Consider the following 12,948-nt stretch of genomic DNA (forward strand, 5'->3'; position numbering starts at 1 on the left):
GAAAGGGTTGGTGTAACTTAAAAATGTTACACCAACCCCTTTTTTAGTATATATTATTTTTTAACCAACGTCTCATTTTGCTGAATAAAAACATATATATGATAAACAGTATACTTGTGGTTACCCATGAGAGAGGGTAAGCCCAAAGTATGGTGAAGATATTCGGGTACTTAGGTACCATCACAATTATCCATGCTATTCTTAGTACACATACGCCGCTTGCAGTCATTATCATAGGTATCCAGCTGTCGCCGATGCCGCGAAGAGAGCCGGAGAATATCTCAATGGTGATATAGGTCGGGAACGCGACTACCATGAAGTTGAGCATATCTGTGCCTATATCAAGTACACTTTTATCATTTGTAAACAGTGTATAGATACTTCTGCCGAAAAGCTTCAGTAAGAGCATAACTATTCCGGTAATCACAACGGAAAGAATCATTCCGTGTATGATACCTTTTTTTACTCTTTCTTTATTGCCGTAGCCGAAGTTTTGACCTGTAAATGTGGTTACGGATATACCGAGTGACTGTATTGTCATCCAAAACAGAGTATCTATTTTGCCGTAGGCTGTGAATGCGGCAATAGTATCGGTTCCCAGAGTGTTGATGGAAGCCTGTATAAGTATATTTGCAATAGTGTACATCGCAGATTGCATTCCTGCGGCGGTACCTATGCTGACCATCTTTCTTAACTCTGAGAAGTTGATATGCAGCTTTCTTATAAAAAGTCTCAGCGCGTCCTTTCTGCGTGAAAGCACTACTATAACAAGTATTGCGCTGACCACCTGTGAGGTGACTGTGGCGACAGCCGCTCCGACCACGCCCATACCCATATATTTTATCAAAAGGATATCAAGTATTATATTGATAAAGCAGCTGATAATAAGAAAAATCAGCGGAGTCTTTGAATCGCCTACAGCTCTTAAAAGCCCTGCACCCATGTTGTAGATAAGGTTCGGTGCAAGTCCGAGGAAGTAGATTTGAAGATAAGGGATTGCCATAGGCATTATATCTTCAGGCACGTTCATATATGAGAGCATAGTCTTTGAAAATATAGCACCCAATATACTTACCGCTATGCCTACTATAAGCGAGAACGTAATTGCGGTATGCACACATTCGCTTACAAGTCTGTGGTTTTTGGCACCGAAGTGTTGTGAAATAATTACACTGAATCCTGACGAGAGCCCGACGAATATTCCGATAAAGAGGTTTATCAGTGTACTTGTAGTACCTCCTACCGCCGCAAGCCCCAGCTTTCCTACATTCTGTCCGACTATGACCGCGTCGGCGGTATTGTAGAGCTGTTGAAAGAATGTTCCGAGCAGTATCGGAAAGAAGAATAATAAAAGCTGTGCGGTTATATTGCCCTTTGTCATGTCAGGACTTTTTGATTTTGCCATATAAATCCTTTCTATACCATTTCTTCAGGTTTAAAAACCTTATCAAACTCTTCTTCAGTCATTAAGTCAAGTTTTAATGTAGCTTCTTTCAGTGATATGTTTTCCTTATGTGCAAGCTTTGCGACCTTGGCAGCCGATTCATAGCCGATATATGGGCTGATGGCGGTTACAAGCATCAGTGAATTGTGAAGATTTTCGTGCATCTTTTGTCTGTTTGCCTTTATTCCGCATACACAGTGTACTCTGAAGGAGTCCATACCGTCAGAGAGCAGTCTTACGGACTGCAGGAAGTTGTGAATAAGTACAGGCATGAATACATTCAGCTCAAAATTGCCCTGACTTGAAGCCATATTTACGGCGACATTATTTGCCATAACCTGTACACAGACCATAGTCATGGATTCACACTGTGTAGGGTTTACCTTGCCGGGCATTATAGAACTTCCGGGTTCGTTTTCAGGTATAAATATTTCACCGAGGCCGCATCTTGGACCGCTTGAGAGCCATCTGATATCATTGGCTATTTTCATAAGGTCTGTTGCCAGTGAAGATAAGCTGCCGTGTACAAAGGAAAGCTCCGACTTTGAGGTAAGAGCGTGAAACTTGTTGCCATCCGTGATAAATTCCTTACCTGTAAGCTTTGAAATATTTTTTGCTACAGATATGTCAAAGCCCTTAGGGCAGTTAAGTCCGGTACCAACGGCGGTGGCTCCGAGTGCAAGCTTTTTTATAAACTCAAGTGAGTTGCTTATCTGATTACAGTCATTTTCAAGTGAAGCTCTCCAACCGCTGATTTCCTGTGAGAAAGCTATCGGAGTGGCATCCTGCAAATGTGTTCTGCCTGATTTTACGATGCCTGCATTCTCCTCTTCAAGCTTTTTAAAAGCAAGTATAAGTTCATTAAGTGAAGGCAGTAATTTATCGCTGATTTCAATCAATGCCGCTATATGCATTGCGGCAGGAAATGTATCATTTGAGCTTTGTGACATATTTACATCATCGTTGGGATGAAGCAATCTCTTACCTGCAAGTTCATTGCCTCTGTTTGTAATGACCTCGTTGACATTCATATTGCTCTGAGTGCCGCTGCCGGTCTGCCATACCGAAAGAGGAAAATGCTCATCAAGTTTTCCTTCAAGTATTTCTTTACAAACGGCGTTTATTATATCCGCCTTTTCTTTTGAAAGCTTGCCAAGCTCGTTATTTGTTGTGGCACAGGCCGCTTTCAGATATGCAAATGCTCTTATAACCTCAAGGGGTATCTTCTCGGTGCCTATTTTAAAGTTTGACAGGCTTCTGGCTGTCTGTGCACCGAAATATTTGTCCGCTTCCACCTCTATATTTCCCATAGAGTCATGCTCGATACGATATTCCATAGTCTTCTCCTATATGCTATAATAAAACGAAGTTCTAAAAGAGAACTTTAATACACTGCTATACAGTAGTTTAACAAAAAACAGAATAAAAAAACAGGGCAACAGATGAAAATAAAGAAACAGGAATCAAAATTTTTAATTGTACTTGATACTCTTATGCAACTGGCGGTGATACTTTCACTTGCATGGTTTGTAGTATTCATATTCGGGGACAGAACATATATGGTGGGGCAGTCAATGTCGCCACAGATAGAACAGGGTGAAGCGGCGCTTATAAATAAGGCGGCATACACATTCTTCAAGCCGAAAAGATTTGATGTAATAGCATTTAAAAACAGAGACGGCAGAGTATGTATCAGAAGAGTAATAGGCCTTCCGGGGGAGACGGTAAATATAAAGGACGGCTATGTCTATATAAACGGAAAGGCGCTTGAGAAGTTTTGTGAAGCGAGTACAGGAGGTTTGGCCACAGAAGAGATACAGCTTATGTCAAAGGAGTATTTTGTACTTGGTGATAACAGAGTGGGAAGTGAAGATTCCAGAACTTCCACTATAGGCAATATAACAAAGGATATGATAATAGGTAATGCATGGATAAGATTGTTGCCTATAAAAAGAATAGGTTTTATCAGATAAGTATACGAAAGGATTTTTTATGAAAATACAGTGGTATCCGGGGCATATGACCAAGGCAAAGCGTGCCATGTCAGATGCCATAAAGCTTGTGGATATTATTATAGAGATGACAGATGCCAGAGCTCCCGAGGCTACAAGAAACCCCGAGATAATGGGGCTTGGCACGGGTAAGTCAAGAATTATCATACTGAATAAGGCGGATTTGGCAGATGAAAATGCCAATATAAGATGGGCAAGTTATTATAAGGAGAAGGGCTATGAGTGTATGTTCATGGACTCAAGGCAAAAAAACGGTGTAAACTCACTTATAAAAGCGATAGAGACTGTATCTAAGGATAAGAGAGAGCGAGATGCCAAAAGAGGTATAAAGAACAGACCGGTAAGGGCGATGGTTGCAGGAATTCCGAATGTCGGGAAGTCGACTCTTATCAATACCGTTTCAGGAAGAGCTATGGCAAAGACAGGTAATAAGCCTGGTGTTACCAAGGGCAATCAGTGGATAAAGCTTAAAGGTCAGGTGGAACTTTTGGACACTCCGGGAATACTGTGGCCGAAGTTTGAGGATGAGAGAGTGGGAGAGATGATTGCATTTATCGGCTCCATCAACGATATGATTATAGATATCAGAGAACTTGGACTTGAACTTATCAAATGGCTTTTAAAAAACAGGCCTGAAGTTTTGGAAGAAAGATTTGATATTAAAGAAGGTGAGGACGAGAATGCCGTCCTTATAAAAATAGCTACAGTAAGAGGATGTACCAAAAAGGGAGGAGAACTTGACTATGACAAGGCGGCCTCGGTTTTGGTAAACGAGTTCAGGTCAGGTAAGCTTGGCAGAATCACATTGCAGATGCCGTAGGTGGATATGAGAAAAATAAGTGAAGAAAAGCTTGCTCTTGAGAGACAAAGACTTGAGGGCATGAGAGAATTTGAAAATAAATACAGTGATTTGGGAGCGGTTGCAGGTATAGATGAGGCAGGCAGAGGACCGCTTGCAGGACCTGTGGTTGCTGCGGCGGTTATATTGCCGAAAGATATATTCTTGCCGTTTTTGAACGACTCAAAGAAGGTAACTGAAAAAAGAAGAGATGTGCTGTTTGATCAGATAAAACAGGAGGCGCTTGCCTACGGTATAGGTATTGCCTCAAATGCCCTTATAGATGAAATAAACATACTGCAGGCCACATATGAAGCCATGAGAGAGGCGATATCAAAGCTTAATAAGACACCTGATATTTTGCTGGTGGACGCGGTGCATATCCCCGATATAAATATAAAGCAGGTGGGTATAGTAAAGGGAGATGCAAAGAGTGTCAATATTGCGGCTGCAAGTATACTTGCAAAGGTAACAAGAGACAGGCTTATGCTTGAATATGACAAAATCTACCCTGAGTACGGATTTGCTTCCAATAAGGGATACGGTACAGCCAAGCATATAGAAGCGCTGAAAGCGTACGGTGCCTGTGATATACACAGAAGATCTTTTATAGGAAACTTTGTCGGTGAATAAGCGTAGGATAGGAAGCCTCGGAGAGGATATGGCTGTGGAGTTTTTAAAAAGCCGCGGAGTAAAAATATTGGAGAGAAATTATCAAAACAGATTCGGTGAAATAGACATCATAGCAAGAGAAGATAATACACTGCTTTTTATAGAAGTAAAATACAGAAAGGATCAGAGCTTCGGTTATCCGCTTGAAGCTGTAGATTTTAAAAAGCGGCAAAAGATAAAAAACATGGCAAGATTTTTCTTAAATGAAAATCATTACTTTAATATGAACATAAGATTTGACTGCATAGGTATTATGGGGTCAAATATTGACTGGGTAAAAGGAGCGTTTTATTGAAGATATTAAAAAAGAATGATAAGAATATTTTGACACTTAAAAGAGCAAAAAACGGTGTGGAATATCTGTCATTTGACGCATTGGAAAAATATGACAATATAGTACAGGGCTTTTCCACAAAGATAGGCGGAGTAAGTACAGGTGTGTATGCGACTATGAACCTAAGTTTCAGCAGAGAGCCTGATAACAGGGAAGGCGTACTTGAAAACTACAAAAGAATGGCACAGGCTCTGGGTGTTGAACTTGAAAGCTTTACCTTATCTTATCAGGAACATTCCACCAATGTAAGAGTGGTGAGTGCAGCCGATAAGGGCAAGGGAGTGCTGTTTGAGAGAGACTACAGAAATATTGACGGACTTATAACAAATGAAAGGGGCATTACATTAGGAGCTTTTTTTGCAGACTGTATTCCCCTTTATTTTTATGACAGGGTAAATAATGTAATCGGACTGGCACATTCAGGCTGGAGAGGCACCTGTAAGAGAATGGGTGCGGTTATGGTAAAAGAGATGAACAGGCATTTTTTCAGCAGAGCTGAGGATATAATTGCCTGTATAGGTCCGGGGATTTGTCAAGACTGTTATCAGGTAAGCACTGATGTGTATGAGGAGTTTTCAAAAAACTTTGACAAAGAAGATATGGATAATATATTCAGGGAAGACGTAGATGACCACTTCAGGCTCTCACTTTGGAAAGCTAATGAAAAAGTATTAAAAGATGCAGGAATACCTGAGGAGAATATATTTACTTCCAACATATGCACAGCCTGCAATAAAGAACTTTTGTATTCACACAGAGTGATGGGTGAGAAGAGAGGTAATATGGCGGCATTTATGGCACTTAGATGATTTTATCTGCCGATATATAAGCTTTTACTTGCTAAAACTCATTTAAGTATTTATACTATGTATATTTGAATAAAGGAGGCTATATGGAAGATTTTTTTAAGAAATTAAGTATATATGGAAGTATTGCAAAAGAAGAAGGACAGAAGATAGCACAGTCGGCTTTGAACAAGGGTAAAGAATTGGCAGATATAACAAAGCTGAAAAGAGACATAAAGATAGAAGAAGATATTATAAAGTCATACAAAATGGTTATCGGTGAGTATGTGGCCGCCAATGACCTTTTGAGAGAAGATGAGCTTGTATTTGACCAAAGATCAAAGATCTTAAAGAGTCAGGAAAAGCTTGAAGAGTTGAAGGAAAAGCTTGAGGAAATAAGCAAAAATAAGTAGTTAGGAGATTATAAAGATGCCATACGCAGATTTGACAAAAGAAGAATTGATGGAATTAAAGAAAAGCCTGAAGGCTGAATATAAGGCTATGCAGGCTAAAGATTTGAAACTTGACATGAGCAGAGGAAAGCCTTCACAGGAGCAGCTTGATATCTCAATGGGACTTATGGATGTGCTTTCATCGGATGCGGACCTTATGAGTGAGAACGGCTCGGACTGCAGAAACTACGGTGTACTTGACGGTATCCCTGAGGCGAAGGAACTTATGGGAGATATGATGGAGGTTCCGGCTGATAACCTTATCATCTACGGAAACTCAAGTCTTAATGTAATGTATGACTGTATCTCAAGATCATATACACATGGAGTAATGGGTTCAACACCTTGGTGTAAGCTTGACAAAGTAAAATTCCTTTGTATTGTACCGGGATATGACAGACATTTTGCAATAACGGAGTACTTCGGTTTTGAGAATGTATGTATACCGATGCTTGAGAGCGGTCCCGATATGGATATGATAGAAGAACTTGTACAAAACGACGATTCAATAAAGGGAATCTGGTGTGTACCTAAGTATTCAAATCCTACAGGAAACTCATATTCAGACGAAGTTGTAAGAAGATTTGCAAGATTAAAACCTGCAGCTAAGGATTTCAGAATTTACTGGGATAATGCATACACAATTCACCATCTCTATGACCTTGACCAGGATCATCTTATAGAGATTTTAGCCGAGTGTAAGAGAGCGGGAAATCCGGATCTTGTATATAAGTTCGCTTCAACATCAAAGGTTACATTCCCGGGTTCAGGTATTGCGGCACTTGCCACATCACATAACAATCTTGAGGATATAAAGAAGCAGTTGAAGATGCAGACAATCGGACATGACAAGGTAAATCAGCTTAGACATGTAAGGTATTTTAAAGATATTCACGGTATGGTGGAGCATATGAAAAAGCACGCAAACTCACTCAGACCTAAGTTTGAGATGGTGCTTGATACACTTGAGAGCGAGCTTGGCGGACTTGGAATAGCAAGTTGGACAAAGCCGAAGGGCGGATACTTCATATCATTTGATACAATGGACGGATGTGCAAAAGAAGTAGTATCAAAATGTAAGAAAGCCGGAGTTGTACTTACAGGTGCCGGAGCTACATTCCCGGGCGGAAACGACCCTCATGACAAGAATATTCGTATCGCTCCTTCATTCCCGCCGGTAGGTGATTTGGAGATGGCCGCAAAGCTTCTGTGTCTTTGTACAAAGATGGCGGCAGTTGATAAACTCTTAGGAGAATAATAATGATAAGTGCAAATGGAATAACCCTTAGATTAGGAAAGAAAGCCCTTTTTGAAGATGTTAATATAAAGTTTACACCCGGCAACTGTTACGGACTTATAGGTGCCAACGGTGCCGGAAAGTCTACATTCTTAAAGATACTTTCAGGACAGATAGAGCCTACCAACGGTGATGTGGTTATAACACCGGGAGAGAGACTTTCATTCTTAGAGCAGGATCATTTCAAGTATGATGCATATACGGTTTTAGATACTGTAATCATGGGAAATGCAAGACTGTATGAGATAATGAAGGAAAAGGATGCAATATATGCAAAACCTGATTTTACCGAAGAAGACGGTATAAAGGCGGCAGACCTTGAAGGCGAGTTTGCCAATATGAACGGCTGGGAGGCCGAGTCGGATGCAGCAGCGCTTTTAAACGGACTTGGCGTGGATACCGAACATCACTACACATTGATGAGTGATATGCCTTCAAACCTTAAGGTAAAGGTACTTCTTGCAAAGGCACTCTTCGGTAATCCGGACATACTTTTGCTTGACGAGCCTACAAACCACCTTGACTTGGATGCTATTGCATGGCTTGAAGAGTTCCTTATCAACTTTGAGAACACAATCATAGTGGTATCTCATGACAGATATTTCCTCAATAAAGTATGTACAATGATTGCGGATATAGACTATGGTAAGATACAGCTCTATGCCGGAAACTATGATTTCTGGTATGAGTCAAGTCAGCTTATGGTTCGCCAGATGAAGGAAGCCAACAGAAAGAAAGAAGAAAAAATCAAGGAGTTGCAGGAGTTCATTCAAAGATTCTCTGCAAATGCTTCAAAGTCAAAGCAGGCTACTTCAAGAAAGAGAGCTTTGGAAAAGATTGAGCTTGACGATATCAAGCCTTCATCAAGAAAGTATCCTTATATAGACTTCAGACCGAACAGAGAGATAGGAAATGAGGTACTTACCGTTGAGAATCTTTCAAAGACAATTGACGGTGAGAAAATCCTTGATAATATAAGCTTTGTACTCAACAGAGAGGACAAGGTGGCACTTGTAGGACCTAACGAGAAGGCAAAGACGGTGCTGTTTAAGATACTTGCCGGAGAGATGGAGCCTGACAGTGGAAGCTTTAAGTGGGGACTTACCACCACACAGAGCTACTTCCCTAAGGACAATACAAAGGACTTTTCAGGTGATGAAACAATAGTTGACTGGCTGACAGGATATTCTGAGAATAAGGATGCCACATATGTAAGAGGCTTCCTCGGCAGAATGCTCTTTGCAGGTGAAGACGGTGTAAAGAAGGTAAATGTACTGTCAGGTGGTGAGAAGGTGCGCTGTATGCTCTCAAAGCTTATGATAAGCGGAGCAAATGTACTTATTCTTGACGAGCCTACCGACCACCTTGATATGGAGTCCATTACGGCACTCAACACAGGACTTGAAAAGTTCAAGGGTGTGCTTATATTCTCATCAAGAGACCATCAGGTAGTTCAGACTACAGCCAACAGAATCATGGAGATTATAAACGGAAGTCTTATAGATAAGATAACCACATATGATGAGTACCTTGACTCCGATGAGATGGCAAGAAAGAGATTCACATATACAGTTTCTGCAGATGAAGAGAGTGACGACTGATATGAAAAAGATGATTTCATGGAATGTCAACGGTCTCAGAGCGGCTGTGACAAAGGTTTTTTTGGATTTTTTCAGAGATATTGATGCGGATATATTCTGCATACAGGAGTCAAAGCTCTCGGAAGGACAAATTGAGCTTGACCTTCCGGGATACTATGACTATTGGAATTATGCAGCCAAGAAGGGATATTCCGGAGTGGCTGTATTTACCAAAGATAAGCCTCTTAATGTAACTTACGGCATCGGAATAGAGGAGCATGACAATGAGGGCAGAGTGATTACGGCGGAGTATGAAGACTTTTATATGATTACCTGCTATACTCCTAACTCTCAAAGAGGGCTTACAAGGCTTGAGTACAGAATGACTTGGGAGGACGCTTTCCTTAAGTATATTTTGGAACTTGAAAAGAATAAGCCTGTAATATTCTGCGGTGATTTGAATGTGGCACATACAGAAATAGATCTTAAGAATCCGAAGACAAACAGAAAAAATGCCGGATTTACAGATGAAGAGAGGGCAAAGATGGATGTTATTTTGTCCTCAGGTTTTGTAGACAGTTTCAGAGTATTATACCCTGACAAGACAGATGCTTACTCATGGTGGTCCTATATGGGAGGCGCCAGAGCAAAAAATGTCGGTTGGCGTATTGACTATTTTATAGTATCTGATAAATTAAAAGATAGAATAAAAGAAGCCAAGATTCACAGTGAAATCTTCGGCTCAGACCATTGTCCGGTAGAACTGGATATAGAAATATAATATGTATACTTAAAGGAGGTCGTTATGGCAGTAAGAGTTGACAGAGATAAGAGTTTTTATTATCCGACAGGAATTACCGTCACGCCCTCTTTTTTTTGCATAAAGGTTATAAGAAAGTGTAAGAGACTTTATATAAACCTTTATGAGAGAAATGTGGAAGAGGCGGTGGAAAAAATAGAGTTTCCGCCTGAATCAAGAATAGGTGATGTTTGGTTTATGCAGGTGGATATGCGCCTGAAAAAGAACATGGAGTACGCGCTTGAAGACGAGAAAGGGCTGTTTGCGGATGAGTACGGCAAGAGCTTTTCAGGAAAAGACAGCTTCGGAAAAGTAAGTCTGATAGACAATCCGAGAAGAAGCCCTGTATATATAGCCGCTTTTGACTGGGGAAATGACCTTGAAAATGTGAAGGCTATAGAGGATAAGTCTTTAGATTCCTCATTTATATACAGACTTCACGCAAGGGGATTTACAAAGTCGAATACTTCAAGGATAGTTGACAAAGGTACATTTAAAGGAATTCTTGAAAAGGTTGATTATTTGAAAGAAATCGGAGCGGATTTTATAGATATAATGCCTGCTACGGAGTTTGACGAGTTTATAAGGAGCGCCGGAAGTTTTTTCTCACTGTTTGACAAAGAAAAGAAAGAGAAAAAAGAGAAGATAACGCTCAATTATTGGGGATATACAAACAGTCTTAATTTTGCGCCTAAGGCAAGCTATGCTACAAGAAGATACAGAAATCCTGTAAATGAGTACAAAGCTATGGTAAAGTCTATGCATGAAGCCGGAATAGGAGTTATACAGGAATTTTTCTTTGAGAGAAAAAGTATAAGCTATATTATAGATGTCCTCAGATTTTGGAAGCTTGAATATCATATAGACGGTTTCCATCTTGCAGGAGTCAACTACTGTGACGAGATTGTAAAGGATCCTTATCTTCTTGACTGCAAGTTTATTTTTTCAAATAAGATATATGATATCAGGTCCGCCAATATTATCTCCATGGACTATGAATATATGAACAATATGAGAAAGTACCTAAAGGGTGATGAGGGCATGGTTCCTTTCGTCTCAAATGTTCTAGGAAATAAAAACGGTTATTTAAACTTTATTGCGGATGTCAACGGATTTTCTCTGGCAGATATATACAGGTATGACTATAAGCACAATGAAGAAAACGGTGAGGACAATGCGGACGGCTCGAATATGAATTTCTCATGGAACTGCGGTTTTGAGGGAGATACAAAGAAACTGCAGGTAATGAATCTTAGAAAGAGAATGTATCTGAATGCAATATTTCTTTTGATGATTTCAAGAGGTGCCATAGGGGTTTGCAGCGGCGATGAAGTTTTACAGTCAAAGGGCGGCAATAACAATACCTACTGTCAGGACAATGATACAAGCTATTTTAACTGGAAGCTTGTAAATAAGAACAAGGATTTCTTAGAATTTTTTAGAGAAATGCTTGATTTCAGAAGAAAGTATATTCTGACAGATGATAAGCAAAAGATCTCCATACACGGAATGCAGGTTTGGAAACCTGATTTTGAGTACTACAACAGGCAGATGGGTGTACTTATAGAAGGAAAACAGGATGTATATATTATTTTAAATATGCATTGGGACAGCCACGAGTTTTCACTCCCTACTATAAAGAGGGGAAGCACTTGGAATGTGCTTGTAAATACAGCTGATATAAATTTACCTTTTAAGAAAGAAGTTGTTAAGGTAAAAAATCAGAGAACCATATCTGTTGAAGGCAGAAGCTGTATGGTACTTATTGCTAAAGAAGATAAAAAGGCGGATGTAAGAAAGAAGGTATGAATGTAATTATTATAGCGGCAGTTGCGGTAGCGATAATAGCGGTTTCTCTAATGATGAATATATCAAAGCCTAAAAGTTCTGACGATGATATGGCTGAATACTCAAAGTCTAAAGGGGATAAAAAAGAGTTTTCAAAGCCAAGCCTTAAAAAGGGATTTCAGGAAGAGGCAAGTGTAAAATGCATGGTTGCAAATGCTACCTGTTCACGCTTAAAATATATGGATTTTAAAGGCGATATTTATGATGTAAAGTATGACGGTAAAAATGTGAACATCGAAAGAGAAACCGAGAAAGATGATACATTAAAGGATTATAAGATAGAAAAGGCCTATATGCAGGGAGGTTTTTCTCTTATAGAGGGCAATGAAACAGCCGAGAGAATAAATAACTTCAATCAAAATATGAAGCATATAAGGATTTATGATAAAGACGACAATGAGTATAAGTCTATAACCTTTAAGCAGGGTATAAATGATTTTGTCGATATAAAAACTCTTGATGAACTTTGCGACTTTTTGAAAAAAGAGCTTCCACAGGGCGGTATCATTCTGGATAAACTTGTAAAAATAGGATTCGGAAAGAGAAACTTGTGGACAACCTTCAGCTATGACTACGGGGATGGAAGAAGTAAAGTTATTAAAAAAGATGATACACTGAAGTTTGAAGATTTATTTGAAAGATGGGAATAAAATTTTTTATAAGATAGGGCCTTTTTAATAGGCTCTATTTATTTGAAATTTTTTAAAAAAAAGTTCATTTTGCTATTGACAAATGTATATAAGTGCAGTATTCTATTAAAGTCAGTTTTGGGTTATCGCCAAATGGTAAGGCACTGGACTCTGACTCCAGCATTTCTAGGTTCGAATCCTAGTAGCCCAGCTTTTAAAACTCCCATTCAAACAGAAGTTTGTGGGAGTTTTTTAGTA

General features: G+C 39.6%; 13 protein-coding genes and 1 tRNA gene. 12 read left to right on the plus strand and 2 right to left on the minus strand.

Annotation, left to right across the window (positions count from 1 at the left end; translation table 11 throughout):
* Positions 1-43: 43 nt before the first annotated feature.
* Together EHW90_RS00760 and fumC are read right to left on the minus strand one after the other, a co-directional pair.
* The gene (locus EHW90_RS00760; protein ID WP_124950449.1) at positions 44-1,405 is read right to left on the minus strand and encodes an MATE family efflux transporter; all 1,362 of its coding nucleotides are present in this window, start codon (positions 1,403-1,405) and stop codon (positions 44-46) included.
* Positions 1,406-1,416: 11 nt separating this feature from the next.
* Complete coding sequence (gene fumC, locus EHW90_RS00765) at positions 1,417-2,781, minus strand: class II fumarate hydratase (protein ID WP_124950451.1); 1,365 nt, start codon at positions 2,779-2,781, stop codon at positions 1,417-1,419.
* Positions 2,782-2,886: 105 nt separating this feature from the next.
* Between fumC and lepB the strand changes: the two genes are divergently transcribed.
* The 12 genes from lepB to EHW90_RS00825 all read left to right on the plus strand — a co-directional run bounded on the left by lepB (position 2,887) and on the right by EHW90_RS00825 (position 12,901).
* Positions 2,887-3,417, plus strand: coding sequence for a signal peptidase I (gene lepB / locus EHW90_RS00770; protein WP_124950453.1), 531 nt, complete (start codon positions 2,887-2,889; stop codon positions 3,415-3,417).
* A gap of 19 nt (positions 3,418-3,436) precedes the next feature.
* The gene (gene ylqF / locus EHW90_RS00775; RefSeq protein ID WP_124950455.1) at positions 3,437-4,276 is read left to right on the plus strand and encodes a ribosome biogenesis GTPase YlqF; all 840 of its coding nucleotides are present in this window, start codon (positions 3,437-3,439) and stop codon (positions 4,274-4,276) included.
* Between the two features lie 6 nt (positions 4,277-4,282).
* Entirely contained in the window at positions 4,283-4,927 is a 645-nt protein-coding gene (locus EHW90_RS00780) for a ribonuclease HII (RefSeq protein ID WP_124950457.1), read from the plus strand.
* Positions 4,920-5,261 (plus strand): YraN family protein, encoded by a 342-nt coding sequence (locus tag EHW90_RS00785; protein WP_124950459.1) that lies wholly within the window; start codon positions 4,920-4,922, stop codon positions 5,259-5,261. The genes EHW90_RS00780 and EHW90_RS00785 overlap by 8 nt, the downstream gene beginning before the upstream one ends.
* Entirely contained in the window at positions 5,258-6,109 is an 852-nt protein-coding gene (gene pgeF, locus EHW90_RS00790; RefSeq protein WP_207667025.1) for a peptidoglycan editing factor PgeF, read from the plus strand. The genes EHW90_RS00785 and pgeF overlap by 4 nt, the downstream gene beginning before the upstream one ends.
* An 83-nt stretch (positions 6,110-6,192) precedes the next feature.
* The gene (locus tag EHW90_RS00795; protein WP_009755598.1) at positions 6,193-6,498 is read left to right on the plus strand and encodes a hypothetical protein; all 306 of its coding nucleotides are present in this window, start codon (positions 6,193-6,195) and stop codon (positions 6,496-6,498) included.
* Between the two features lie 16 nt (positions 6,499-6,514).
* A complete protein-coding gene (locus tag EHW90_RS00800; protein ID WP_060932019.1) occupies positions 6,515-7,795 on the plus strand; it encodes a PLP-dependent aminotransferase family protein in 1,281 nt (426 codons plus the stop codon).
* Between the two features lie 2 nt (positions 7,796-7,797).
* The gene (locus EHW90_RS00805) at positions 7,798-9,435 is read left to right on the plus strand and encodes an ABC-F family ATP-binding cassette domain-containing protein (protein WP_124950463.1); all 1,638 of its coding nucleotides are present in this window, start codon (positions 7,798-7,800) and stop codon (positions 9,433-9,435) included.
* 1 nt (position 9,436) lies between these two features.
* Positions 9,437-10,195, plus strand: coding sequence for an exodeoxyribonuclease III (locus tag EHW90_RS00810; protein ID WP_334295143.1), 759 nt, complete (start codon positions 9,437-9,439; stop codon positions 10,193-10,195).
* A 24-nt stretch (positions 10,196-10,219) separates the two neighbouring features.
* Complete coding sequence (locus EHW90_RS00815) at positions 10,220-12,022, plus strand: glycosidase (protein ID WP_124950467.1); 1,803 nt, start codon at positions 10,220-10,222, stop codon at positions 12,020-12,022.
* Entirely contained in the window at positions 12,019-12,711 is a 693-nt protein-coding gene (locus EHW90_RS00820; protein WP_060932015.1) for a hypothetical protein, read from the plus strand. The genes EHW90_RS00815 and EHW90_RS00820 overlap by 4 nt, the downstream gene beginning before the upstream one ends.
* Positions 12,712-12,829: 118 nt before the next feature.
* Positions 12,830-12,901 (plus strand) — tRNA-Gln (locus tag EHW90_RS00825).
* The last annotated feature ends 47 nt before the right edge of the window (positions 12,902-12,948 follow it).

Origin of the sequence: Lachnoanaerobaculum orale (assembly GCF_003862485.1) — a bacterium.
Classification (GTDB): domain Bacteria; phylum Bacillota; class Clostridia; order Lachnospirales; family Lachnospiraceae; genus Lachnoanaerobaculum; species Lachnoanaerobaculum orale.

Coding starts and splice junctions, on each gene's coding strand:
- EHW90_RS00760 (WP_124950449.1), bottom strand. CDS start 1,405: ATGGCAAAATCAAAAAGTCCTGACATGACAAAGGGCAATATAACCGCA.
- fumC (WP_124950451.1), bottom strand. CDS start 2,781: ATGGAATATCGTATCGAGCATGACTCTATGGGAAATATAGAGGTGGAA.
- lepB (WP_124950453.1), top strand. CDS start 2,887: ATGAAAATAAAGAAACAGGAATCAAAATTTTTAATTGTACTTGATACT.
- ylqF (WP_124950455.1), top strand. CDS start 3,437: ATGAAAATACAGTGGTATCCGGGGCATATGACCAAGGCAAAGCGTGCC.
- EHW90_RS00780 (WP_124950457.1), top strand. CDS start 4,283: ATGAGAAAAATAAGTGAAGAAAAGCTTGCTCTTGAGAGACAAAGACTT.
- EHW90_RS00795 (WP_009755598.1), top strand. CDS start 6,193: ATGGAAGATTTTTTTAAGAAATTAAGTATATATGGAAGTATTGCAAAA.
- EHW90_RS00800 (WP_060932019.1), top strand. CDS start 6,515: ATGCCATACGCAGATTTGACAAAAGAAGAATTGATGGAATTAAAGAAA.
- EHW90_RS00805 (WP_124950463.1), top strand. CDS start 7,798: ATGATAAGTGCAAATGGAATAACCCTTAGATTAGGAAAGAAAGCCCTT.
- EHW90_RS00810 (WP_334295143.1), top strand. CDS start 9,437: ATGAAAAAGATGATTTCATGGAATGTCAACGGTCTCAGAGCGGCTGTG.
- EHW90_RS00815 (WP_124950467.1), top strand. CDS start 10,220: ATGGCAGTAAGAGTTGACAGAGATAAGAGTTTTTATTATCCGACAGGA.
- EHW90_RS00820 (WP_060932015.1), top strand. CDS start 12,019: ATGAATGTAATTATTATAGCGGCAGTTGCGGTAGCGATAATAGCGGTT.